Here is a 23,919-nt window from a genome sequence, read left to right as displayed (position 1 = left end):
GGACGCGAATGAGCATCTCGGGCGTCGCGGGCGAAGAGCGCTCCGACTACACGAAAGACGAGAGCCGGGCGATCCGGCAGCGCTCGCTGCGCCTGCTCGGCTCGCTGCTGAGGCCGCTGCGCGCGCGGCTCGTGCTGACGGCGGCGGTCATCGTCGTCTCCACCGGCCTGCAGGTCGCGGGCCCGGCGCTGATCGCCTTCGGCATCGACCAGGGCCTGCCGGCGCTGATGAAGGCCTCCGACTGGTTCCCGCTGGGCGCCGCGGTCGGCGGCTACCTCATCGCGGGCATCGCCGGCGCGGTGCTGATCGCGCAGTACACGGTGCTGTCGGCGCGCATCAGCCAGGCCATCCTGTTCGACCTGCGCAAGCGGGTGTACCTGCACGCGCAGCGGCTGAGCCTCGAGTTCCACGAGACCTACACCTCGGGCCGAATCATCGCCCGCCAGACGAGCGACCTGGATGCGATCCGCGAGCTGCTCGACTCGGGCATCAACGGCCTCGTGCGCGGCGTGCTCTACATGGTGTTCATCGCGATCGCGCTGGTGTCGCTCGACCCGTTCAGCGGGCTCGTGCTCGCGGGGGCGCTCGTGCCGCTGTGGTTCCTGGTGCGCTGGTTCCAGAAGAGCTCGCAGAACCTGTTCCGCCGCACCCGCGTCGCCTCGGCGGCCGTGATCGTGCACTTCGTGGAGTCGATGACCGGCATCCGCGCCGTCAAGGCGTTCCGCAAGGAGAAGCGCAACGAGAAGGAGTTCGGCGGCCTCGTCGAGGAGTACCGCGACGCGAACGCGAAGGTCATCCAGCTGTTCGGGATCTTCGACCCCGGCCTGATCCTCATCGGCAACGTGACCGTCGCGGTCGTGCTGCTGGTGGGCGGATTCCGAGTGATCGGCGGCGGGCTGGAGATCGGCGCGCTGCTGGCCGTGGTGCTGTACACGCGCCGCTTCTTCGACCCGATGGAGGAGATGGCGATGTTCTACAACTCCTACCAGTCGGCCGCGGCGGCGCTGGAGAAGATCTCGGGCGTGCTCGAGGAGAAGCCGAGCGTGCCGGATCCGGTCAAGCCGGTGCGCGTCGCGCACTCGACCGGCGCCGTGCGCTTCGACGACGTCACCTTCGCCTACAAGGGCGACCGGGTGGTGCTGCCGGAGTTCTCGCTCGACATCCCCTCGGGGCAGACGATCGCGCTGGTCGGCTCGACCGGCGCGGGCAAGTCGACGCTCGCGAAGCTCATCTCGCGCTTCTACGACCCGAGCAAGGGCGCGGTGACGCTCGACGGCGTCGACCTGCGGGAGCTGGATGCGCAGGACCTGCGCCGCGCGATCGTCATGGTCACGCAGGAGGCCTACCTGTTCTCGGGCTCGGTCGGCGAGAACATCGCGCTCGGCAAGCCGGGTGCGGGCTTCGACGAGATCCGCCGGGCCGCGCAGGCGGTCGGCGCGCACGAGTTCATCATGTCGATGCCCGACGGCTACGACACCGATGTGAACAAGCGCGGCGGGCGCGTCTCGGCGGGTCAGCGCCAGCTGATCTCGTTCGCGCGCGCGTTCCTCGCCGACCCGGCGGTGCTGATCCTCGACGAGGCCACGGCCTCCCTCGACATCCCCTCGGAGCGTCTCGTGCAGGAGGGCCTCACGACCCTGCTCGCCGACCGCACCGCGGTGATCATCGCGCACCGTCTGTCGACGGTCGCGATCGCCGACCGGGTGCTGGTGATGGAGCACGGTCGCATCGTCGAGGACGGCAGCCCCGAGCAGCTGATCGCGGGCACGGGGCGCTTCGCCCAGCTGCACGCGGCCTGGCGCGACTCGCTGGTCTGACCCGGCTCGTTTCTGAGCCGGCTCGCCGGTCTGAGCCGGCGTGCCGATCCGAGAGGCCCGCATCCTGACCGAGGATGCGGGCCTCTCGCCGCTCACGGCCGCCCGAGCGCGCGCGAGAGCTCGTCGGCGACCTTCGCCGTGAGACGGCCGGCCTCGTCGAGGTGCCGGCCGAGGCGCGACTTCGGCGCGCTGATGTTGAGGGCGGCGACGATCGTGCCGCGGAAGTCGCGCACGGGCGCCGAGACGCCGACGACGCCGACCTCGAACTCCTCGTCGACCTTCGCGTAGCCGGTCTGCCGGACGCGGCCGATCTCGGCGAGCAGGCTGGCCTCGTCGGTCACGATGAGCTTGCCGGGGTCCGGCCGCGGAGCGGGCACCTCGGCGCCGAGCGAGCGCGGCGGCCGGTCGACGATCGGCTCGTCGGCGCCGTGCTCGGCGAACCACTGCGCGAGCTCGTCGTCGCCGTACTCGCTCACGAGCACGCGGCCCGAGGACGTGCGCCAGGCGGCGGTGCTGACGCCCTCCCAGCCGAGGCCGCGGTAGTTGTGCTCGCTGAGCTCGCTCGAGAGCGTGAGCACGCTGCCGCCGCGCAGCACGCACAGGTGGGTCGTCTCGTGCGTCGCGCCGACGACCCGGCGCAGGTAGGGCGCGGCGTCGCGCACGAGCCGCGCCTCGGCGGTCTGCGCGGCGAGCGAGTAGAGCCGGTGGCCGAGGGTGTAGCCGAGCGAGTCGGCGTCGCGGCGCACGAGGCCCGCATCGGCGAGGGTCGCGAGGGTGCGGGAGACCTGACCCTTGTCGCGGCCGACCAGCTCGGCGACGCGCACGACCCCGAGTCCGGCGGGTGCGGCGCGCGCCTCGTCGGAGGCGAGCACCTCGAGCAGCTCGAGGTCGCGGCGGAGCCCCGCGGCGTTGCGGCGCGGGGGAGTTCGGGTGGCGGCGTCGGCGGTGCGGGAGGTCGCTGGCATCCCGTCACGCTAGACGTCAGTTGACATTCGCGCAACCTTAGTTGTGCAAAATGGCAACCCCGTTCTATCGTCCAGCTACGCCACCGGATGACCGGGGCTCTCGACGAAGAGAGGAGCGGCCGTGAACAACGGACTGTCCGGACTGCTCACGTTCTGGGGGCGGCGCTGGGACGACATCCTCGAGCTCGTCGGCCAGCACCTCGCCGTCGTCGCGCTGAGCGTCGTGCTCGCCACGGTCATCGGCGTCGTCATCGGCATGCTGGTCTGGAACCGCCCCGTTCCCCGCTCGCTCAGCATCACCGCCGCCGGCATCGCGCTGACGATCCCCTCGCTCGCGCTGCTGTCGCTGCTGACGCCGATCTTCGGACTCGGCTGGACGCCGACCGTGTTCTCGCTCGTCTTCTACTCGCTGCTGCCGATCGTGCGCAACACCGTCGTCGGCCTCCGCGAGGTGTCGCCCGCGATCATGGAGGCGGCGAAGGGGATGGGGCTCTCGCCCCTGCGCGTGCTGCTCACCGTGCAGCTGCCGATCGCCTGGCCGATCATCCTCACCGGCATCCGCGTCGCCGCGCAGCTCACGATCGGCATCGCCGCGATCGCCGCCTACGTGGCCGGCCCCGGGCTCGGCCAGTTCATCTTCCAGGGCCTGTCGTCGCTCGGCTCGCTCAACGCCCTGAACTTCGCCCTCACCGGCACCCTCGGCGTCGTCGCGCTCGCGCTCGTCATCGACGCCCTCTTCATCCTCGTCACCCGCGTCACCACCTCCAGGGGGCTCCGTGTCTGAAACCACCGCGACCGCAACCGCCGCCCGCAGCACCAGCGGCGTCGGCATCGAGCTAGACGGAGTAGCCAAGATCTACCCCGGACAGGCCGCCCCCGCCGTCGAGGACTTCTCGATGCAGGTGCAGCCCGGCGAGCTGGTCATGTTCGTCGGCCCCTCGGGCTGCGGCAAGACCACGACGATGAAGCTGATCAACCGCATCATCGAGCCGACCTCGGGTCGCATCTCGATCGACGGCCGCGACGTGCTGTCGATCGACCCGAACGAGCTGCGCCGCCACATCGGCTACGTCATCCAGCAGATCGGGCTCTTCCCGCACCTCACGATCGCCGAGAACATCGCGACCGTGCCGAAGCTGCTCGGCTGGAACAAGGCCAAGACCGCCGAACGCGTGGACGAGCTGCTGCGCACCGTGCAGCTCGATCCCGGCGTCTTCGCGGACCGCTACCCCAAGCAGCTCTCCGGCGGCCAGCAGCAGCGCGTCGGCGTCGCCCGCGCGCTCGCCGCCGACCCGCCGGTCATGCTCATGGACGAGCCCTTCGGCGCGACCGACCCGATCACCCGCGAGAAGCTGCAGGCCGAGTTCCTGCGCCTGCAGGAGACGATCGGCAAGACGATCATCTTCGTCACGCACGACTTCGAAGAGGCGATCCGGCTCGGCGACCGCATCGCGGTGCTCTCGGAGCGCAGCCGCATCGAGCAGTTCGACACGCCCGCCAACATCCTCGCCGCGCCCGCGAACGAGTACGTGAGCTCGTTCATCGGCCACGGCGCCGCGCTCAAGCGCCTCGCGCTGCTGCCGATCAACGAAGCGCGACTCGGCGCCGCCGCCGGCGGACCCGGCGGCTCGGTGCCGGCCGACGGCACCCTGCGCGACGCCCTCGACCGCCTCGTGCTCACCCGGGCCGCGACCGTCGACGTCGTGGATGCATCGGGTCGCGCCGTGGGCTCGCTCACCGTCGACAGCATCTCGGCCGCCCTCGGCGGCGAGCTGCCCGTCGCGGCGACGCCCTCGACCCCGTCGCCCTCCACCCCGTCGCCCTCCACCCCGTCGCCCTCCACCCCGGCGGGTGCCTGATGTCGGTCACCACCGAGACCCAGATGATCGGCGACCTCACCGAGGAGGAGAAGGCGGGAGCGCCGAAGCCGCCGAAGCGCCGCATCACCCTGCGTCGCTTCCTCACCCCGGTCGTCGTCGTGCTGCTGCTCGCGGCGCTGCTGCTGTGGGTGTCGACGCTCGACCTCGACTCGATCGAGCAGCGCACGCTCAACCTCGACTACATCCTGCGCCGCACCGGTGAGCACCTCAGCCTGACCGTCGTCGCCTCAGCGCTCGTGGCGCTGCTCGCGATCCCGACCGGCATCCTGCTCGCCCGCACCCGCGCGAAGGCCGTGCGCGGCAGCGTGCTCGCGATCGCGAGCGTCGGGCAGGCCACCCCGGCGGTCGGCGTCGTCATCCTGCTCGCGATCGTCTGGCAGACCGGCTACACCACGGCGCTCGTCGCGCTCGTGATCTACGCCTTCCTGCCGGTGCTGCGCAACACGCTCATCGGCATCCAGCAGGTCGACCCGAGCGTCACCGAGTCGGCCCGCGGCATGGGGATGACCCGCAACCAGGTGCTGACCCGCATCGAGCTGCCGCTCGCCGTGCCGGTCATCCTCGCGGGCCTGCGCACCTCGCTCGTCTTCGCCGTCGGCGTCGCGACCATCGCCACCTTCATCAACGCCGGCGGCCTCGGCGACATGATCGTCAACGGCCTCAAGCTGCAGCGCTACCCGGTGCTCGTCGTCGGCGCCGTGCTCGTCGCGTGCATCGCGCTGCTCATCGACTGGATCGCCGGCATCGCCGAAGACCTGCTCACGCCGAAGGGCGTCTGAGCCCTCACGACCCTCACCGCACCCGCGCCGCCTCGACGACGAGACGACGCACCCCATCCCACCAAGGAGACACAGCATGAAGACCCGATACCTGCTCTCGGCCGTCGCCCTGGCGACCGTGAGCGTGCTCGGCCTCACCGCCTGCAGCGGCGGCGGCGACGCGGCCGCCGGCAGCAAGGGCGACGAGCTCAAGGGACTGACCGGCGACATCGGCGCCAAGGACTTCTCCGAGCAGTTCATCCTCGCCCACCTCACCAGTCAGCTGCTCAACGCCCACGGCGCGAAGACCGAGGCGAACACCAAGCTCGTCGGCTCGGCCAACGTGCGCCAGGCGCTCGAGAAGGACGACTTCCTCGGCTACTGGGAGTACACCGGCACTTCGTGGGTCACTTACAACGGCAACACCACGCCCGTGAAGGGCGAGGAGGAGCAGTTCAAGGCCACCAAGGAGGCCGACGCGAAGAAGGGCATCGCCTGGCTCGACCCGGCGAAGCTCAACAACACCTACGCCTTCGCGATCCGCTCCTCCGAGGCGAAGAAGCTCGGCGTGAAGACGCTGTCGGATGTCGCCAAGCTGCCGAAGGAAGACCAGACCTTCTGCATCGAGAGCGAGTTCTCGACCCGTGACGACGGCTGGCCCGGACTCAAGAAGGCCTACGGCATCGACGTGCCCGACTCGAACGTCGCGCTGCTCGACACCGGCGTCATCTACACCGCCACCCAGAAGGGCGAGGACTGCAACTTCGGCGAGGTCTTCCAGACCGACGGCCGCATCCCGGCGCTCAAGCTCACCGTGATGGAAGACGACAAGCAGTTCTTCCCCGTCTACCAGGGCGCGTTCACGCTCAAGCAGACGACCCTCGACAAGTACCCGGAGATCGCCGACGTCGTCGCCGAGGCCACCAAGCTGCTCACCACCGCCGAGATGCAGAAGCTCAACGCGCAGGTGGATGTCGACGGCGAGGACCCCGAGGACGTCGCGCGCGACTGGCTCGAGCAGAACGGCCTGATCTGATGACCGCGGGCCTCCAGATCGGCGAGAGCTTCATCGGCGAGGGCGTGAACGCCGCGCACGTGAACACCGTGCTCGGCCACCGCGACGGACCGGCGGGGGTGGCGTGGGCGACCGCGCTCGCCACCCCGAGCGCCGGGCACGTGCCCTTCGTGACCGTGCTGCGACCCTCGCTCCCGGTGAAGCCGCTGACCCTGTTCGTCACGAAGGCCGCTCCGGCCGGCGACGAGCACGGGCTGCTGATCTGGGGGCCCGCGCAGGCCGGCATCGCGGCGGGCGTCGCCGATGCCGTCGCCGACGGCATCATCCCCGCCGAGCACTCCGACACGCACGCGCTCGTCGCGGCGGTCTGGGTGAACCCCGGCGCCGACGACGCCGACACCGTCTATCGCAACAACCGTCTCTCGGTGCGCACCGCGCTCGAGAACGGACTGCGCGGTCTCCCCGCCCTCGACGACGTCGTCGCCGCGCGCGACGCCGCTGCCAACCCCTTCTACACCGCCCCTCCGACCGCCGCTTCTACCACCCCGGGTGCCTCCTGATGAAGATCACCGCCATCCGCCTCACGCGGATGAACCTGCCCCTCGATCCGCCGTTCAACGCGGCCTGGGATCCGGACCCGCGTCGCGAGTTCGCGGCGACGCTCGTCACGGTCGAGACCGACGAGGGCCTCGTCGGCTACGGCTCGGGCGACACGATGGACGGCTTCGAGGCCTACGAGCACCTGTTCCTCGGCACCGATCCGCTGCAGATCCTCAACCAGGTGCGCCGCATCGAGACGATCAACTTCCACGGCGGACGCTACTGGCCGCTCGAGGCGGCGCTGTGGGACATCGTCGGGCAGGTCGCCGGGCTGCCGGTGAGCGTGCTGTTCGGCGGCGCCCGCGACCGCCTGCCCGCCTACGCCTCGAGCGGCGAGCTGAAGGCGCCGGAGGCGCGGGCTGAGTCGGTGCTCGCCGCGCGCGAGGTCGGCTTCAAGGCCGTCAAGATCCGCATCGCCCGCGATCGCCTCGCCGAGGGGATCGCCTCGGTACGGGCCGCCCGCGAGGCCGTCGGCGACGACTTCGACCTCATGGTCGACCTCAACCAGATGTGGCGCATGTCGGGCGACATCGAGGCCGCCCTGCCGCTCGCCAAGGTGCAGCGGGTCGCGGCCGAGCTCGCCGAGCTGGGCGTGCTCTGGCTCGAGGAGCCGCTGCCGCAGGTGGACGTCATCGGAGCCCGCCGCGTGCGGGCCGAGACCGGCATCCAGATCTCCGGCGGCGAGATGGTGCGCAGCCTGCCCGAGATCATGGCGCTCATCGAGGCCGACGCCTTCGACATCTACCAGCCGGATGTGGCGCTCGCCGTGGGCATGCACCGCGCCCGCCAGGTGGCCGAGTCGGCGAACCTGCGCCACCGCTCCTTCACCCCGCACACCTGGTCGAACGGGCTCGGGCTGCTCGCGAACCTGCACGTCGCCGCCGGCGTCGACGCGGGTCCGTACCTCGAGTTCCCCTACGACCCGCCGGGCTGGACGCCCGAGCGCCGCGACTTCTTCATGGAGCCGCTCATGATCGACGCCGCCGGCGACCTCGTCGTGCCGGAGGCGCCGGGCCTCGGCGCCCGCATCGATCACGACGCCGTGAAGCGCTTCACCGTCAGCTGACGCGGCCGCGTCATCCGCACCTCCCTGTCCCTCTCCTGACCCTCCGATCCGCCCACCACTGCAGGAGCAGCACCCCATGACCGACTGGATCGCCGCAGCGGCGGCCCTGCGCCCCGAGACCCGGCTCTTCATCGACGGAGCATTCCGTCCCGCCGCCGACGGAGGCACCTTCGACACGATCGCCCCGCGCGACGGCAGCCTCATCACCGCCGTGTCGTCGGCCGGCGAGGTCGACGTGGATGCGGCGGTCACCGCCGCCGAGCGCGCCTTCCTCTCCGGCGTGTGGTCGCGCGCCGACCGCCGCGAGCGCCAGCGCGTGCTGCTGCGCTTCGCCGACCTGCTGCTGGCGAACCTCGACGAGCTGGCGCTGCTGGAGTCGATCGACTCCGGGCATCCGATCGGCGACGCGCGGAACGTCGATGTGCCGACCGCGGCGCGGGTCATCCGCTGGTACGCCGAGGCGCTCGACAAGGTCGGCGACGAGATCGCCCCGGCGCCCGAGAGCGCGGTCGCGCTCGTCACCCGCGAGCCGCTCGGCGTGATCGGCGCGGTCGTGCCGTGGAACTACCCGCTCATCATCACCGCGTGGAAGATCGCCCCGGCCCTCGCCACCGGCAACTCGGTCGTGCTGAAGCCGGCCGAGCTGACCAGCCTCTCGGCGCTCAAGCTCGCCGAGCTGGCGGCCGAGGCCGGCATCCCCGACGGCGTGTTCAACGTGGTGCCGGGACTCGGCGCCGTCGCCGGACAGGCGCTCGGCCGGCATCCGCGCGTCGACAAGGTCGCCTTCACCGGGTCGCCCGCCGTCGGTCTCGCCTTCCAGCGCTACGCGGGGGAGTCGAACGGCAAGCAGGTCTCGCTCGAGCTCGGCGGCAAGTCGCCGCAGCTCGTGCTCGACGACGTCAAGGACATCCAGGCCGCCGCCTCGGCCGTCGCCTGGGGCATCTTCTACAACGCCGGCCAGACCTGCCACGGCGGCAGCAGGCTGATCGTGCACGAGCGCGTGCACGACGAGCTGGTGGATGCGGTGCTCGCCGTCGGCCGCTCGCTCACCCAGGGTGATCCCCTCGACGAGACGACCCAGCTCGGCACGATCGCGAGCGCCGTGCAGCTCGAGCGCGTGCTCGGCTACACCGAGGTCGCGCGGTCCGAGGGAGCCACCGTGCACGGCGGGCGCCAGCTGCACCCGGCCGGCGTCGAGTCGGGCTACTACGTCGAGCCGACCGTCTTCGACGGCGTCGACAACGCCGGGCGCATCGGCCAGGAGGAGATCTTCGGTCCGGCGCTCGCCGTCACCACCGTGCGCGACACCGAGGAGGGCGTGCGGGTCGCCAATGACAGCCGCTACGGCCTCGCCGCGAGCGTCTGGACGAGCGACGTCTCGACGGCCCACAAAGTCGCTCGTCGCCTGCGCGCCGGAACCGTCTGGGTCAACACCTTCGACGTCGCCGACGTCATCACCCCGTTCGGCGGCTTCGGCCAGTCCGGTGCGGGGCGCGACCGATCGCTGCACGCGCTCGAGTCGTACACCGGACTCAAGACCACCTGGATCCAGCTCGACTGAGCCGGATCCCGCATCCCTCTCGCGCCGCCTGCACCGTGCGCGAGGCTCGGCCGACCCCTCGGCCGCCGCACCACCGCTTCCTGAACCGCGTCGCAGAGCTGCGACCGACCTCGAGAGAGACAGAGCAATGACCAACCTCCCCACCGTCGGCTTCATCGGCCTGGGCAACATGGGCTCGGGCATGACCCGCAACCTGCAGAAGGCCGGCTTCCCGCTGGTCGTCACCGACCTGCGACCCGAGTCGGCCGCCGAGCTCATCGCCGGCGGCGCCCTCTGGGCCGAGTCGCCCGCGCAGGTCGCCGCGCTGAGCGACCTCGTCATCACGATGCTGCCGACGCCGCGTCACGTCGAGGCCGTGCTGCACGGCGCCGACGGCATCCTCGCCGGCATCCGCGACGGCGGCACCTGGATCGACATGTCGACCTCGGTGCCCGAGCCGGCCGAGCGGGTGCGCCGCGACTTCGCCGAGCGCGGGCTGCGCATCCTCGACGCCCCGGTCAGCGGGATGTCGATCGGCGCCGCCACCGGCATGCTGCAGATCTTCGTCGGCGGCGACGCGGCCGACGTCGCCCGTCTGCGCCCCGTCTTCGAGGCGATGGGCGACCCGGAGCGCATCCTGCACGTCGGCGCCGCCGGAGCCGGCTACGCGGTCAAGCTCATGATCAACCAGCTCTGGTTCTCGCACCTCGTCGCGACGGCGGAGGTGCTCGCGATCGGCGTCAAGGCCGGCGTCGACCTCGGCGTGCTGCGCGAGTCGCTCGTCGCGAGCCCCGCGAACTCGAACTTCGTGCAGAACGACGTGCTGTCGATCCTCGACCACGGCGACTACGACGAGGGCTTCGCGATCGCCCTCGCCTGCAAGGACCTCGGGCTGTCGATCGACCTGGCCCGCTCGGTCGGCGTGCCCGCCGAGCTCTCGGCCGTCGTCGAGCAGATCTACCGCCGCGCGAAGGCGCAGTACGGCGACCTCGCCGGCGAGATGACGCCGGTCAAGCTCTACGAGGATGTCGCGGGGGTTCCGCTGCGGCGCGCCGCCGCCGCGGCCGCCGACACCGCCACGGCCGAGCCGGTGCCCGCGTGAGCGGCGTCGACGGCGCCCCCGCGGCGCACGACGCGGTCGGCACGCGCCTCGCTCCGCTGCCCGCCCCGCTCGCCGACACGCAGCTCACGCTCGACCCGAAGCCGGTCGCGCACTTCGGCCGGGGCCGCGTGGCCGAGGTCGGCGCGATCGTCGGCGGGCTCGGCGCGACGACGGTGCTCATCGTCACCGACCCCTTCCTCGCGGCGTCGCCGATCGTCGCCGCGGTGCGGGCCTCGCTCGAGGCCGCCGGGCTGGCCGTGCACGTCTACGGCGAGGTCACCCCGAACCCGACCACGACGAACCTCGACGCCGGCAGCGATCTCGCCGCCGCGGTCGGGGCGGATGCGCTGGTGTCGGTCGGCGGCGGCTCGTCGCTCGATGCGGCCAAGGGCATCTCGCTCGGCGCCGTCAACCCCGAGCGCGGCATCGCGCTCGACTACGCGACCCCGTTCGCGCACGCGGCGCTGCCGATCGTGGCCATCCCGACGACCGCGGGCACGGGCGCCGAGGTGAACGCCTTCGGCGTCATCACCGACGTGGTCGGCCACCGCAAGTTCTACGTCGGCCACGACAGCGCTCTCGCGAAGGCGGCGATCCTCGACCCCGAGCTCACCGTCGGCCTGCCGCCGGCCGCGACCGCCGCGACCGGCTTCGACGCGCTGATCCACGCGCTCGAGTCGTACCTCTCGCGGCGCGCGAACCCCTACTCCGACGGCATCGCGCTGCAGGTCATCGCGACGGTGTCGACCTACCTGCCGCGCGCGGTCGCCGACGGCTCCGACCTCGAGGCGCGCAGCGAGCTGCTGCTCGCCAGCCACGTCGCCGGGGTCGGCTTCTCGCACACCGGACTCGGCCTCGTGCACGGCATCGCGCATCCGCTCGGCGGCCGCTTCGACATCCCGCACGGCCTCGCTCTCGCGCTCGTCGCGGGCGGCGTGCTCGAGCTGAACCGCGCCGTGCGCGAGCAGCGTCTCGCCCGCGCGGCCTTCGCGCTCGGCGTCGGCGACACCGCCGCCAGCGACGCCGTCAACGCGGATGCGGCGATCACCGCCGTCACGGGCCTCGCCGCTGCGGTCGGTCTGGTCGCGCCGCTCACGCGCTTCGGCGTGACCGAGGAGGCGCTGGCCTCGCTCGCCGCCGACACCCTCGCCGACGCGGTCACGGTCAACAATCCCCTCGACCCGACGGCCGAGCAGATCGTCGAGATCCTGCGAGCGGCGCTGTGAGCGGCGTCGGCGGCGGCGCCGCTTCGTCCACCGCGCGACCGGCCTCGCCGAGCCCGGTCATCGGCGGCCAGAGCGACGCCGAGCGCGAGCTGCTCGCCCGCGTGCCCACCGGTCTGCTGATCGCGGGGGAGTGGCGCGACTCGAGCACGGGTCGCCGGCTCGAGGTGCTCGACCCCTCGACCGAGCAGGTGCTGCTCTCGATCGCCGACGCGACCGTCGACGACGGCGATGCGGCGCTCGCCGCGGCGCACGCCGCCCAGCGCGACTGGGGTCGCACGGCGCCGCGCGAGCGCGCCGAGATCCTGCGCCGCGCCTTCGAGGCGGTCACCGCCCGCGCCGACGACTTCGCGCTGCTCATGACGCTCGAGATGGGCAAGCCGCTCGCCGAGTCGCGCGGGGAGGTCGCTTACGGCGCCGAGTTCCTGCGCTGGTTCTCGGAGGAGACCGCACGCATCTCGGGCCGTTTCGCGACAGCGCCGGATGGGCGCAGCCGCCTCATGGTGACGAAGCGCCCGGTGGGCCCGAGCCTGTTCATCACGCCGTGGAACTTCCCGCTGGCGATGGCGACCCGCAAGATCGCCCCGGCGATCGCGGCCGGCTGCACGATGGTGCTCAAGCCCGCCGCGCAGACGCCGCTCACGGCGCTGCTCTTCGCGCAGGTGCTGCAGGAGGCGGGGCTTCCCGCGGGCGTGCTCAACGTCGTCCCGACCTCGACCGCCGGAGCCGTCACCGCGCCGCTCATCGCCGACTCCCGCCTGCGCAAGCTCTCCTTCACCGGGTCGACCGAGGTCGGCCGTCGGCTCATCGCCGCCGCGGCGGATCAGGTGCTGCGCGTCTCGATGGAGCTCGGCGGCAACGCGCCGCTGCTCGTGTTCGAGGATGCCGACCTCGACAGGGCCGTGGAGGGCGCGCTGCTGGCGAAGTTCCGCAACAACGGCGAGGCCTGCACGGCGGCGAACCGCATCCTCGTGCACGAGTCGGTCGCACCGGAGTTCACCGCGCGACTGGTCGAGCGGATGCGCGAGTTCACCCTCGCCCGCGGCACCGAGCCGGGAACGCGGATCGGGCCGCTCGTCGACGCCGCGACCCGCGACAAGGTCGCCGAGCTCGTCGCCGAGGCCGAGGCCGAGGGCGCAGCGGTCGCCATCGGAGGTCGCGCCCGCGACGGGGCCGGCTTCTACTACGAGCCGACCGTGCTGACCGGCGTGCCGGCCGGCGCCCGCATCCTGCGCGAGGAGATCTTCGGACCGGTCGCGCCGGTGCAGACCTTCGCGGACGAGGCGGAGGCGATCGCGCTCGCGAACGACACCGAATTCGGCCTCGTGGCCTACGCCTTCACCCGCGACCTCAACCGCGGGCTGCGTCTGGCCGAAGAGCTCGAGGTCGGCATGTTCGGACTCAACACGGGCATCGTGTCGAACCCGGCGGCGCCCTTCGGCGGCGTCAAGCAGTCGGGGCTCGGCCGCGAGGGCGGCTTCGAGGGCATCGACGAGTACCTCGAGACGCGGTACATCGGCATCGCCGATCCCTACGCCTGAGCCGAGCCGAGAAGAGAACACGAGAGCGCCGACCCCGGTGGTGGGATCGGCGCTCTCGTCCGTTCGGGAAGGGCTCAGCCCCGCTCAGCCCTCCCCGCTCAGCCCTCCCTGCTCAGCCCTCGGCCATGGCGAGCGCCTCCTCGGCGCGCTCGGGGCTGCCCTCGGCGAGCCCGCGGTCGATGGCGCGGCGCGAGGCCAGCCACATCCCGCCGCCGATCAGGAAGACGAGGATCTCGCTCACGGTCAGCGACCAGACGATGCCGGCGAGACCGAACCACAGGTCGCCGAGCAGCACGATCGGGATGAACAGCACGCCCTGCGCCATCGAGATGATGATCGCGGGCACCGAGCGCCCGGTCGCCTGGAACAGCGAGGTCATGAGTCCCGTGAAGCCGTTCACGATCGCCGCGACGAGCTGCGCCGTCAGGATCGTGAGCCCGATGCCGAGCACGGCGTGGTCGTCGGAGAACAGCTCGAACACCGGCTCGCGGAACACGAACACGACCGTCGAGAACACCAGCACGATCACGCCGACCGCGACAGCCGCCGCCTTCAGTGCCGAGTTGAGCCGCTCGCGGTCGCCCTTGCCGTAGGCGTAGGCGAGCAGCGGCAGCACGCCGATCGTGATGCCCATCACCAGGAACTCCGGCAGCTGGGCGATGCGCACCGCGACGCCCATGGCGGCGAGAGGCCCGTCGCCGTAGGCGACCGCGAGGTTGTTGAGCACGAGCGAGGTGACGATGAGGAACGACGACTGCAGCAGCTCGCTCACCCCGACGCCGAAGATCGGCCCCAGGATGCTGCCGCGCAGCGTGAACCAGCGCGGCGAGAGGCTGACGAACTCGCTGTTCCGCTGCAGCCAGGTGCCGTAGTAGATCACCGCGATCACGTTCGACAGGCCCAGCGCGAGCGCCGCGCCGGCGACGCCCCAGTGCAGCACGAGGATGAACAGCACGTCGAAGACGAGGTTGCCCACGGTCGAGAGGATCAGGCCGATCATCGACTGCCGTGCCGCGCCCTCGGCGCGCACCAGCTGCTCGAGGCAGAAGGTGAGCGCCAGCACCGGCACGAAGGCGAGCATGACCGCGACGTACGAGGCCGTGGCGGCGTGAGCCGCCGCATCCGCCCCGAGCAGGCCGACGAGCGGGTTCAGCAGCAGCAGGCCCGCGACGCCGAAGACGGCGCCGGCGATCACCGAACCCCAGACCGCGACGGAGGAGGCGTGCTTGATCTCGCCCGCCTCGGCCGGGTTCTTCTCGGCCGCGCCGAGCAGGCGCGAGATGAGCGCGCCGCCGCCGACGCCGAAGACGCCGCCGACCGCCATGACCAGGCCGAGCAGCGGGGTGCCGAAGGTGATCGCGGCGAGCAGGGCGGTGTCGTGCAGCGAGCCGATGAAGCCGGCGTTGATGACGTTGTAGACGGCGCCGACGATCATGCCGGCGGCCATCGGGGCGCAGAGGTGGATGAGGGCGCGCACGATCGGCGCGGCCGACAGGTACCAGCGGTTCGAGCCGACGGCGCCGGCGGATGAGGGGGTCGCGGATGCCGTGGTGGCGGGTGCCGCGGTGGCGGCGGGTTCTGAGGTGCTCATAGTGATTCTCCTTCCGGGCACGCCGAAGGGGCATGCCGGCCAGCGCTCGGTCGGCGGGGCCGGTCGGGCAGGGTCGAGCGCGCGCCGGCGGCAGCCGGCGTGGCGGGATGAGTCGTCGGGATGCGCGGGACGGATCCGCGCCGGAGATCCCGGTCGTCGAGGGGGCCGCCCAGGGCGGCGGCGAGGGTGGTGCGGTCTTCGGCGGTGGCGGGCTGCTAGCGGCTGGGCTTGGGCAGCGCGGCGGTGATCTTCCTCAGCAGGGCGTCGAGCGTGGAGCGCTCGTCGTCGCTGAGCGGGGCGAGGATGACCTCGTCGGCCGAGGCCATGGCGGTCTCGAATCCGGCGATGAGCTCGGAACCGGTCGGCGTCGCGTAGACGCGCTTGCTGCGTTCGTCGCCCTCCTCCGTGCGGCGCTCGACGAGTCCGCGGCGCTCGAGTCCCTGCAGCAGGCTCGACACGCTCGCGGCGCTCGTTCGGGTCATCCGCGCGATGTCGCGCTGGATCGCGCCGGGGGAGTCGACGAGGTACCCGAGCACGAAGCCCTGCTCGAAGCTGAGCTCGCGTTCGCGAACCCAGTCCTCAGCGGCCTTGCGCTGGGCCCAGCCGATCCATCGCAGCAAGCCGAGGCTGCTGTCGAAGGCGTTCTCCGGTGCGTCCATGTTCAGGACTCTAACTGTTAGATCTCTAACTGTCAAACCTCGAACTGAATCCGCTTCGCACGGCGATCCAGCTCATGACGTGGGTCAGGGCAGGTGGCGCGCGCGGGAGAGGTCGACGCGGAACACCGTGCTGTCGCGCGACCAGAGCAGCGGCGTGCCCTCGGCGCGGTAGTGCTCGAGCGCGATGTGCTCGTGGTCCTGGGCGGGATGACCGCTCGCGCGCACGACGCGCCACCAGGGAACTTCCGACCCGTAGTAGGCCATGACCTGGCCGACACCGCGAGCCGCCCGCGAGCCGAGCGCGGCCGCGACGTCGCCGTAGGCCATCGCGCGGCCCTCGGGGATGTCGGCGACCACCTCGAGCACGCGGCTCACGAAGTCGTCGGAGGGCGGCATCCGGTCAGTCTGTCACCGACGGCGGCGGCCTGGCCGGGTCGCCGCCTGCTCCTGCCCCGACGGAGAAGCGCCCCCGCCGATCGGCGGCGGCGCTTCGTCGAAGATCAGGCGGCTGCTCGATCAGAGGTCGAGCGCGCCGAGGTTCTCGCCGTAGGGCGTCTCGCCGATCACGTGGAATCCGACGGCCTGGAAGAACCGCTCCGGTCCCTCCTCGCCCGACTCCCAGACGACGGTGACGCGGGTGAATCCGCGCTTGCGGGCCTCATCGGCGAGGGCGTGCACCGCGAACTTGCCGACGCCGCTGCCCTGGGCGTCGGCGGCGACGTTGATGCGCCAGAGGGCGGCGCGGCGGAAGTCGTCGCTCGCCTCCTCGTCGAAATTGCCGACGAGATAGCCGACGACCTCGTCGCCGTCGAGCACGACCCGCGCCCACGTGGTGGTGGGGTCGATCTTGTCTTCGTTGTGGGTGTAGGTCTCGGGGGCGAGGAAGGCCTCCTGGCCCGGCTTGAGCGTCAGACTGTTCGCCGCGGCGATCGTCTGAGCCGACAGCTCCTCGAGTCTCAGGTCAGCCATGACACGAGACTAACCCGCTTCGTCCACCCCCGCGTAAGCCCTCAGGAGGAGATCGGCGCGTTCATCGACGATGCCGGGGATGCGGTGTCCGCCCTTCGGGGGACCGGCTCGCCTCCGTCTCCGCCGCCGATCCCCGGCGCCGGGGGCGCCGCGCCCGGAGGGCCGCCAGATCTCTCGATGTCGAGATATCTCCCCGGGGCGGTAGGCTCTGCTACGGCCTGTTACGCGAAGCAAAGGACACATCAGTGGCGGAGAAGATCAAGGTCGAGGGCACGGTCGTCGAGCTCGACGGCGACGAGATGACGCGGATCATCTGGCAGTTCATCAAGGACCGCCTGATCCACCCCTACCTCGACGTGACCCTCGAGTACTACGACCTCGGAATCGAGCACCGCGACGCGACCGATGACCAGGTCACGATCGACGCGGCGCACGCGATCCAGAAGCACGGCGTCGGCGTCAAGTGCGCGACCATCACCCCCGACGAGGCCCGCGTCGAGGAGTTCGGCCTGAAGAAGATGTGGAAGTCGCCGAACGGCACGATCCGCAACATCCTCGGCGGCGTCATCTTCCGCGAGCCGATCATCATCTCGAACATCCCGCGTCTGGTGCCGGGGTGGAACAAGCCGATCATCATCGGCCGTCACGCCTTCGGCGACCAGTACCGCGCCACCGACTTCGTCTTCAAGGGCAAGGGCAAGCTCACGGTCGAGTTCGCGCCCGAGGACGGCTCGGAGCCGATGAAGTTCGAGGTCTACGACGCCCCGGATGACGGCATCGCCCAGGTGCAGTACAACCAGGACGCCTCGATCCGCGACTTCGCGCGCGCCTCGCTCAACTACGGCCTGGCCCGCAACTACCCGGTGTACCTCTCCACCAAGAACACGATCCTCAAGGCCTACGACGGCCGCTTCAAGGACCTGTTCCAGGAGATCTACGACACCGAGTTCAAGGAGCGCTTCGAGGCCGCCGGCCTCACCTACGAGCACCGCCTCATCGACGACATGGTCGCCTCGGCCATGAAGTGGGAGGGCGGCTACGTCTGGGCGTGCAAGAACTACGACGGCGACGTGCAGTCCGACACCGTCGCGCAGGGCTTCGGCTCGCTCGGCCTCATGACCTCGGTGCTCTCCACCCCGGACGGCAAGGTCGTCGAGGCGGAGGCCGCGCACGGCACCGTCACGCGCCACTACCGCCAGCACCAGCAGGGCAAGCCCACCTCGACGAACCCGATCGCCTCGATCTACGCCTGGACGCGCGGCCTCGCGCACCGCGGCAAGCTCGACGGCAACCAGCCGCTGATCGACTTCTCGCTCGCGCTCGAGCAGGTCGTCATCGAGACCGTCGAGAGCGGCAAGATGACGAAGGACCTCGCGCTGCTCGTCGGCCCCGACCAGGGCTGGCAGACGACCGAGGAGTTCCTCGAGGCCCTCGACCAGAACCTGCAGGCGAAGCTCGGCTGAGTTCCGCTGCACAGCGAAGGGGCCCGGATGCGCGAGCATCCGGGCCCCTTCTGCGTCGTCGGCGGGCGGTGCGAGGCGCCGACCGCCGCGGCGGTCACGCCTTCGAGCAGAGCGTCCCGAGGTCGGTGAACGCCTTCTGGGCGCCGGTGGCGGCATCCATCAGGCCGCTCGTGTCGGTGCTCGTCGGGTCGTCGGTGCGCTCGGCGAGGGCCTTCGAGAAGTCGTCGAGTGAGTCGACGGCCTTCTGCGCCGACTTCTTCACGTCGGGGTTCTGGATCTTGTCGGTGGCCTTCTGCCACTCGTTCTTGAAAGTGTCGATCGTGTCGGCGGCCTTCGACGGGTCGGAGGCGATGTCGCTCGACGCGCTCGAGAGCTCGCTGTTGGTCTTCTCGGTCACGCTCTTGAGCGACGCGCAGGCCTCGGCCTTGCTCTGGCCGCCGGCGCAGCCGGCGAGCAGGGCGATGCTGAGGGTCGCGACGCTCAGGGCGGCGACGGTGAGACGACGGGACGAAACCACGGGGGACTCCTTGGTGCGGTAGCTGAGCAGGAATCTGCAGTCTATGCACCGGGTGTGACCGGCCTGTGGTCGCAGCGTGGGGGAGGACTACCCATCCCCATCCGGTCGCCGGGCTTCAGTTGAGGCTCGAGGCGCAGAGGTCGACGAGGTCCTTCGCGGTGGTCTGCACCGAGGTGCCCGCGTCGGTCAGGGCGCTGGTGTCGAGGTTCGCCGGGTTCGCGACGCGGTCGTCGATCGCGGTCTCGAGGTCGCCCAGCGCATCGACGACCTTCTGCGACGAGGCCTTCACCTCGTCGTTCTTCACCTTGTCGACGGCCTTCTGCAGGTCGTCCTTGGTGGTGCGCACCTGGTCGGCCGCCGCCTGGGGGTCGGTCGTGATGCCCTGCAGCGCCTCGCTGACGTCGGTGACGGCCTTCTGCGCCGGGTCCTTCAGCGAGAGGCAGGCCTGCGGCTTGCCGTTCGGGTCGATCGCGCTGCAGCCGGCGAGCAGAGCTGTGCTGAGCGCGCCGATGGCGAGCAGCGCGGTCGTGGTGCGGCGGGCGGCGGTGCGGCGGATCGGGGCCATGGCGGGTCTCCTCGGGATGGTCCGTGATGCGCGGCGGGGCCGCCGCGGGGCGGGGAGCGTCAGCCTATCCGCTGGGGGCGTCTCTGCCTGGGAATGCCGAACGGGCCCGGACGCGCGTGGCATCCGGGCCCGTCTCCGCCGTCGCCGCGTGGGGGAGCGCGGGTACGGCAGCGGTGCCGCTTACTCGGCGGCGGTCTCCGCGGCAGCGGCGCCGGCATGGCTCGACGCGACATCGGTCGCGGCCTCGGCGGGCGCGGCCGGCGCGCCGACGACGGCGACCTTGCGCGGCTTGGCGGTCTCCGCGACCGGGATGACGACGCTGAGCACGCCGTCGCGGTAGTCGGCCGAGATCTGCTCGGTGTCGATGCTGCGGCCGAGCGTGAAGCGGCGGCTGAGCTCGCCGGTGCCGCGCTCGCGCGCGATCCACTCGACGCTCTCGCCCGTGCGGGCGGTGCGGCGGGCGCTCACGGTGAGCAGGCGGCCGTCGACGCCGACGTCGATCGAGCCCGGGTCGACGCCCGGCATCTCGAGGGCGAGGACGTAGTGGTCGCCGTCGCGGTAGAGGTCGGCGGGCAGGGCGCGGGGGGCCGGGGCGCTCGTCAGTCGGCGGGCGGCGGTGGCGCGCTCGAGATCGCGGGTCAGGTACATGGATGAGCTCCTTCTCGAACTTGAGTCGGTGTGACTCAACTGCGTTCAAATTAGCACTCGGGTAACGCGAGTGCTAAGGATTCCGACTCTGATCTCGCAGGGCGAACGCGCCCGGATCGCCCGCGCTCAGCGCACCCAGTCGGGCTGCGCGACGAGCTGCTGCAGGGCGTCGACGAAGCGGGCCACGTGCAGGCCGTCGACCGCAGCGTGGTGCACCCGCAGGGCGAGCGGGACGGTCGTGCGCCCAGCGCGCTCCACGCTCTTGCCGAGCGTGAAGATCGGTGCGAGATGCCGATAGCCGTGCTGCACGTCGAGGTCGAAGGCCGAGAACCGCAGCCAGGGGATGCTCGACACGTCGAAGGCGTTCGGCGGCAGCTGCTGCGGGACGAATCGCCCGCTCGATCCGTGCTCGGCGATCGTGGTGAGCACGGCATCGTGGAACGTCCGGAAGTCGGCGTCGTAGGGCGTCCAGAGCGCACTGAAGGTCTCGCGCTCGGCGTCGAGGGATGCGAACGAGGGCTCGAGCGCATCCCAGATCGCGGGCGACCCGTCGTCGAGCACCGTCGTGCGGAACTCGGGGATGCGGTTCACGATCGTCGTCAGCGCCCAGATCTGCGCGGGATAGCGGCGCCGTCCCTCGGCACGCAGCGTCGCATCCAGCTCGGTCGTGTCGAGTTCGACCGTCACCGAGTAGGTGCAGGGCGAGGCGTCGAGGAAGTGCGCGAAGTGCTCAGCGCGGTTCCAGGTGCTGACGTCGATCGGGCGGAGCTCGCTCATGCGCTCCATCCTCGCCCGGGTGCGTCGCGGATCAGTACCCGAGGAAGGCGTCGGTGCGGATGCGGCGGGCGCCCGCGCGCCGCAGCGCCGGCTTGAGCGCGGCGATGAGCGCCGGCGGCCCCGAGAGCAGAGTCTCGCGTGACGCCGCGTCGGGCACGGCCTCGAGCAGGCGAGCCCCGTCGAGGCGTCCGTCGCCGAGCCAGTCCCAGCCCTTCGGCATGCGCGGCAGCGGCTGCGGCGACACCAGCAGAACCCGGGCGCCGCTGCGGCCGAGCTCGGCCGCGTAGGCGATCTCGTCGAGCGACGACACCGCGTAGACGAGCACGACATCCCGCTCGGCCGCCGCCAGGCGCAGCTGCTCGAGCTGGGCGATGAACGGGGTGATGCCGATGCCCCCGGCGACCAGCAGCAGCGGGCGGCCGTCGTCGGTCGGCAGGGTGAAGTCGCCGCCGACCGAGGTCGCCGTGAGCTTCGCGCCGACGGGCAGCGCGAGCAGCGCGCGCTTGTAGCTCGACGGCTTCGACTCGGGCACGCGCAGGCCCAGGCGGATGCCCGACTCCGGGTGCGGCGGCGACGCGATGCTGAAGGTGCGGCGCGTGCCGCGGCTGTCGGCTTTCGCGTGCGGCACGTCGAGCTCGAGGAACTGACCCGGCGCGAAGGGGATGTGCCGGGTCGGCGTGAACTGGAACTCCCAGCTCGTCGGCGTCAGCTGGCGGCGGTCGCTGAGCTCGAGGCGGATGCCGCGGCGGCGGGCGAGCACGAAGGCGACGAGGTTGCCGATCAGCAGCCACAGCTCGGGGGTCGCGAAGAGGCCGAGGGCGAAGGGGCCGATCGTGGCGGTCGGCAGCGAGAACGGCACCGCGAACAGCACGCCGACGATCGCCGCCACGAGCAGCTGCTGCCAGCGTCGCGGCGGCAGGGTCAGCGGCTCGGTGATCATGTACACCGCGAAGAACACGACGGGCGAGCTGACCAGGGCGAGCGAGAGGGCGTCGGCGAACGGCACCGCGGTGGCGAGGAAGCGCACGGTCACGCTGATCGCGGCGATGACGGCGAAGGTCAGCATGATCCACCCGCGGCGCGTGCGGATCGCCACGGCCAGGCCGATGACGACGACGAAGGGCAGCAGCCACGGGCTCGCTGCCCACCAGGCGCTCGACACGGGGCTGCCGGTGCCGGTCGTGATTCCGAGCACCCCGACCACGAAGGCGCCGAACGCCGCGGGGTTGAACAGGTGGCGGCCGTGCGGGGCGATGAGCCACTTGCTCGCCGAGGCCAGCACCGCGGCGAGGGCGATGCCGAGCAGCCCGACGACGTCGAGCGTCGGCGGCAGGATGAAGAACAGGAGCAGTCCGGTGATGACGCTCGACTCGGCGTGCGGCTTGGCGCGGCGCAGTGCGGCGAAGGCGATGTTCGAGATCGACGCCCAGATGACGGCCACGGCGAGACTCGCGAGCATCGCCACCGGCCGCAGAGCGGGCTCGTAGAGGCCGGCGCCGATCGGCACGTACGCGCCGGTGGCGGCGAGGATGCCCGAGATCACCGCCAGCGCGGTCAGGCTGATGGCGATCAGCCGGTACATCGTGATGCGGCCGAACACCGCATCCAGTCGCTCGATCATGCGAAGACCTCTCCAGGCAGGTCGGGGGAGTGCGCGATGCGCCCCCCGGAAGTGATTGTGGCCCAGTCGAAGGGGCCGGCCGCGGCGAACGCGGCGGGCGGGGCGAAGAACAGTCCCGTCGCGAGTCCGTCGGCCGTCATGGCGGCGTAGTCGGCCGCGGCGGGCACGACGGCCCAGGTCGCGGTGACGTGCTGCGTCGGCACGCCGGTGAGCGCGTCGATGATGTGATGCGCCCCGGCCCAGGCGCGGCGGTTGGCGGCGCTCGCCGCGACCGCGCCGCTGCCGAGCTCGAGCACGCCGACCGCCTTCGTCGGGTCGGCGGGGTGCTCGAGGGCGATGCGCTCCGGCGCCGCGCCGGCCGGGGCCGAGCGCACCAGGTCGCCGCTGCCGTCGACGACGTGATCGTGCTCGCCCGCGTCGTGCAGCATCCGCGACAGCAGGTCGACCAGCAGCCCCTTGCCGGCCGCGCCGACGTCGAGCAGGGCCGGCCGCAGCAGCGTCAGGTGCTCGCCGTCCCAGGCCAGGGCGTCATCCCAGCTGGGTGTCGCGCGGATGTGCGCGGCCGGCGTGAGCCGATAGCCCGCGTCGTAGCCGAGGTCTTCGAGGGCGTGGCCCACGAGCGGCGACACACTGCCCCCGGTGGCCTCGAACAGGATGCGGTAGAAGTCGAGCAACGGGACGGCCTCGGCCGGCAGGCGGTACCGCCCGGGCTCGCGTGCCATGCGGCTCACGAGCGAATCCGGGCGGAACCGCGACCAGTCGCGATCGAAGCCGTCGATGCGGTCGGCGATGTCGCGGCGCAGCGCCGGGCTCAGCGGAGTCGGGGTGTCGATGCTCCACGCGGTGCCGATCGCCTCGAAGCGCCACTGCGCCGGCGGGGTCGACGCGGTCGCGGAGGAATCGGGCACGACCTAGAGCTCGGCGAGGTGCTTGATCTGGTCGACCGCGTCGTTGAAGCCGCGCGAGGTGAGCGACGAGCCGGAGACGCGGGTGACCGAGAGCTCGTCGAGGCTCTTGCCGACGACCTCGCCGTCGATGCCCGAGCTGAACTGCGTCTGGTACTGCTTCGCGTTGCCGCTCGAGGCCTGCGGCTCGACCTCGGCCTTGGTGACCTTGTTGCTCTCGAGGGTCAGCGTGACCTTGATGGTCTCGTTGCCGCCGGGCGACTGGTACTTGCCCGTCGCGGTGTAGGAGCCGTCCTTGTAGCTGTTGCTCGAGGTCGAGCCCGAGTCGCTCGATGACGAGCCGGAGCCGCTGTCGCCGCTGCCGGTCGAGCCGGAGGAGTCGGTCGTGGTGGTGGCGCAGCCGGCGAGAGCGCCGACGAGTCCGAGCCCGGCGACGCCGAGGACGAGAGGGCGGGAAAGGGCGGTCATGGGTCCTCCAGGGGGCGGATGGTCGTCCTGGCGCCGTCGGCGCAGAAGTCCTGTGCGCGTGATCGCGCGGGTCAACCGAAGCGGATCGGTCTGTGCGACAGCCGCAACCGGGCTGTGCGTACATCCATTCCAACGCATCGACCCCGCGGAAGGTTCATTCGAGATTGTCCCCCGTTCGGGGGTGGTTCTCAGCTAGGTTGAATCATCGTCGCAGACCCGACTGCCGCGT

At 71.4% G+C, this 23,919-nt stretch carries 24 protein-coding genes; 12 read left to right on the top strand and 12 right to left on the bottom strand.

Going from position 1 to position 23,919, the window contains the following annotated elements; translation table 11 throughout:
• Positions 1-8 precede the first annotated feature (8 nt).
• Positions 9-1,817, top strand: coding sequence for an ABC transporter ATP-binding protein (locus tag BJ979_RS16130; protein ID WP_179569491.1), 1,809 nt, complete (start codon positions 9-11; stop codon positions 1,815-1,817).
• A gap of 92 nt (positions 1,818-1,909) precedes the next feature.
• On the opposite strand, the gene BJ979_RS16125 is transcribed toward BJ979_RS16130, so the two are convergent.
• Positions 1,910-2,782: an IclR family transcriptional regulator gene (locus BJ979_RS16125; protein ID WP_179569489.1), complete on the bottom strand. Its 873-nt coding sequence runs from the start codon at positions 2,780-2,782 to the stop codon at positions 1,910-1,912.
• Between the two features lie 121 nt (positions 2,783-2,903).
• Here BJ979_RS16125 and BJ979_RS16120 point away from each other — a divergent pair, with 121 nt between their 5' ends.
• The 10 genes from BJ979_RS16120 (at position 2,904) to BJ979_RS16075 (ending at position 13,507) form a co-directional block, all read left to right on the top strand.
• The gene (locus BJ979_RS16120) at positions 2,904-3,566 is read left to right on the top strand and encodes an ABC transporter permease (protein WP_179569487.1); all 663 of its coding nucleotides are present in this window, start codon (positions 2,904-2,906) and stop codon (positions 3,564-3,566) included.
• Positions 3,559-4,641, top strand: coding sequence for an ABC transporter ATP-binding protein (locus tag BJ979_RS16115; protein WP_179569486.1), 1,083 nt, complete (start codon positions 3,559-3,561; stop codon positions 4,639-4,641). The genes BJ979_RS16120 and BJ979_RS16115 overlap by 8 nt, the downstream gene beginning before the upstream one ends.
• Positions 4,641-5,441: an ABC transporter permease gene (locus BJ979_RS16110; RefSeq protein ID WP_246286793.1), complete on the top strand. Its 801-nt coding sequence runs from the start codon at positions 4,641-4,643 to the stop codon at positions 5,439-5,441. The genes BJ979_RS16115 and BJ979_RS16110 overlap by 1 nt, the downstream gene beginning before the upstream one ends.
• Before the next feature lie 76 nt (positions 5,442-5,517).
• The gene (locus BJ979_RS16105) at positions 5,518-6,456 is read left to right on the top strand and encodes a glycine betaine ABC transporter substrate-binding protein (protein WP_179569484.1); all 939 of its coding nucleotides are present in this window, start codon (positions 5,518-5,520) and stop codon (positions 6,454-6,456) included.
• A complete protein-coding gene (fae, locus tag BJ979_RS16100) occupies positions 6,456-6,995 on the top strand; it encodes a formaldehyde-activating enzyme (RefSeq protein ID WP_179569482.1) in 540 nt (179 codons plus the stop codon). The genes BJ979_RS16105 and fae overlap by 1 nt, the downstream gene beginning before the upstream one ends.
• A complete protein-coding gene (locus BJ979_RS16095; RefSeq protein ID WP_179569480.1) occupies positions 6,995-8,101 on the top strand; it encodes a mandelate racemase/muconate lactonizing enzyme family protein in 1,107 nt (368 codons plus the stop codon). Before fae ends, BJ979_RS16095 begins: the two co-directional genes overlap by 1 nt.
• Positions 8,102-8,177: 76 nt before the next feature.
• Positions 8,178-9,662 (top strand): aldehyde dehydrogenase, encoded by a 1,485-nt coding sequence (locus tag BJ979_RS16090; RefSeq protein ID WP_179569478.1) that lies wholly within the window; start codon positions 8,178-8,180, stop codon positions 9,660-9,662.
• A 127-nt stretch (positions 9,663-9,789) separates the two neighbouring features.
• Positions 9,790-10,743 carry an NAD(P)-dependent oxidoreductase gene (locus BJ979_RS16085; RefSeq protein WP_179569476.1) on the top strand — a complete coding sequence of 318 codons (954 nt, stop codon included), beginning with the start codon at positions 9,790-9,792 and terminating at the stop codon, positions 10,741-10,743.
• Positions 10,740-11,969 (top strand): iron-containing alcohol dehydrogenase family protein, encoded by a 1,230-nt coding sequence (locus BJ979_RS16080; protein ID WP_179569474.1) that lies wholly within the window; start codon positions 10,740-10,742, stop codon positions 11,967-11,969. Before BJ979_RS16085 ends, BJ979_RS16080 begins: the two co-directional genes overlap by 4 nt.
• A 59-nt stretch (positions 11,970-12,028) precedes the next feature.
• Positions 12,029-13,507, top strand: coding sequence for an NAD-dependent succinate-semialdehyde dehydrogenase (locus BJ979_RS16075; RefSeq protein WP_179570463.1), 1,479 nt, complete (start codon positions 12,029-12,031; stop codon positions 13,505-13,507).
• A gap of 112 nt (positions 13,508-13,619) precedes the next feature.
• Here the strand turns inward: BJ979_RS16075 and BJ979_RS16070 are convergent, their stop codons facing one another.
• From BJ979_RS16070 to BJ979_RS16055, 4 genes are all read right to left on the bottom strand, one after another.
• Complete coding sequence (locus tag BJ979_RS16070; protein ID WP_179569472.1) at positions 13,620-15,098, bottom strand: MATE family efflux transporter; 1,479 nt, start codon at positions 15,096-15,098, stop codon at positions 13,620-13,622.
• 215 nt (positions 15,099-15,313) lie between these two features.
• Entirely contained in the window at positions 15,314-15,757 is a 444-nt protein-coding gene (locus tag BJ979_RS16065) for a MarR family winged helix-turn-helix transcriptional regulator (protein WP_179569470.1), read from the bottom strand.
• Between the two features lie 84 nt (positions 15,758-15,841).
• The gene (locus BJ979_RS16060; protein ID WP_179569468.1) at positions 15,842-16,153 is read right to left on the bottom strand and encodes an MGMT family protein; all 312 of its coding nucleotides are present in this window, start codon (positions 16,151-16,153) and stop codon (positions 15,842-15,844) included.
• Positions 16,154-16,273: 120 nt separating this feature from the next.
• On the bottom strand, positions 16,274-16,726 hold the full coding sequence (locus BJ979_RS16055) for a GNAT family N-acetyltransferase (protein ID WP_179569466.1): 453 nt from the start codon (positions 16,724-16,726) through the stop codon (positions 16,274-16,276).
• 245 nt (positions 16,727-16,971) lie between these two features.
• Between BJ979_RS16055 and BJ979_RS16050 the strand changes: the two genes are divergently transcribed.
• Positions 16,972-18,189, top strand: a complete 1,218-nt coding sequence (locus BJ979_RS16050) for an NADP-dependent isocitrate dehydrogenase (protein ID WP_179569464.1) — start codon at positions 16,972-16,974, stop codon at positions 18,187-18,189.
• A gap of 94 nt (positions 18,190-18,283) precedes the next feature.
• On the opposite strand, the gene BJ979_RS16045 is transcribed toward BJ979_RS16050, so the two are convergent.
• From BJ979_RS16045 to BJ979_RS16015, 7 genes are all read right to left on the bottom strand, one after another.
• Positions 18,284-18,706: a hypothetical protein gene (locus BJ979_RS16045; RefSeq protein ID WP_179569462.1), complete on the bottom strand. Its 423-nt coding sequence runs from the start codon at positions 18,704-18,706 to the stop codon at positions 18,284-18,286.
• 115 nt (positions 18,707-18,821) lie between these two features.
• Positions 18,822-19,271: a hypothetical protein gene (locus BJ979_RS16040; RefSeq protein ID WP_179569460.1), complete on the bottom strand. Its 450-nt coding sequence runs from the start codon at positions 19,269-19,271 to the stop codon at positions 18,822-18,824.
• A gap of 180 nt (positions 19,272-19,451) precedes the next feature.
• A complete protein-coding gene (locus tag BJ979_RS16035; RefSeq protein WP_179569459.1) occupies positions 19,452-19,919 on the bottom strand; it encodes an Hsp20/alpha crystallin family protein in 468 nt (155 codons plus the stop codon).
• A 126-nt stretch (positions 19,920-20,045) separates the two neighbouring features.
• Complete coding sequence (locus BJ979_RS16030) at positions 20,046-20,696, bottom strand: CatA-like O-acetyltransferase (protein WP_218853512.1); 651 nt, start codon at positions 20,694-20,696, stop codon at positions 20,046-20,048.
• Positions 20,697-20,727: 31 nt separating this feature from the next.
• Positions 20,728-22,317: an RnfABCDGE type electron transport complex subunit D gene (locus BJ979_RS16025; RefSeq protein WP_179569457.1), complete on the bottom strand. Its 1,590-nt coding sequence runs from the start codon at positions 22,315-22,317 to the stop codon at positions 20,728-20,730.
• A complete protein-coding gene (locus BJ979_RS16020; RefSeq protein WP_179569456.1) occupies positions 22,314-23,225 on the bottom strand; it encodes an FAD:protein FMN transferase in 912 nt (303 codons plus the stop codon). Before BJ979_RS16020 ends, BJ979_RS16025 begins: the two co-directional genes overlap by 4 nt.
• Positions 23,226-23,228: 3 nt before the next feature.
• A complete protein-coding gene (locus BJ979_RS16015) occupies positions 23,229-23,690 on the bottom strand; it encodes an FMN-binding protein (protein WP_179569455.1) in 462 nt (153 codons plus the stop codon).
• Between the last annotated feature and the right edge of the window lie 229 nt (positions 23,691-23,919).

The sequence above is a fragment of the Schumannella luteola genome, from assembly GCF_013408685.1.
Lineage (GTDB): Bacteria > Actinomycetota > Actinomycetes > Actinomycetales > Microbacteriaceae > Schumannella > Schumannella luteola.
The sequence above is the reverse complement of the archived record's forward strand: the minus strand, read 5'-3'. Positions and strand labels throughout refer to the sequence as shown.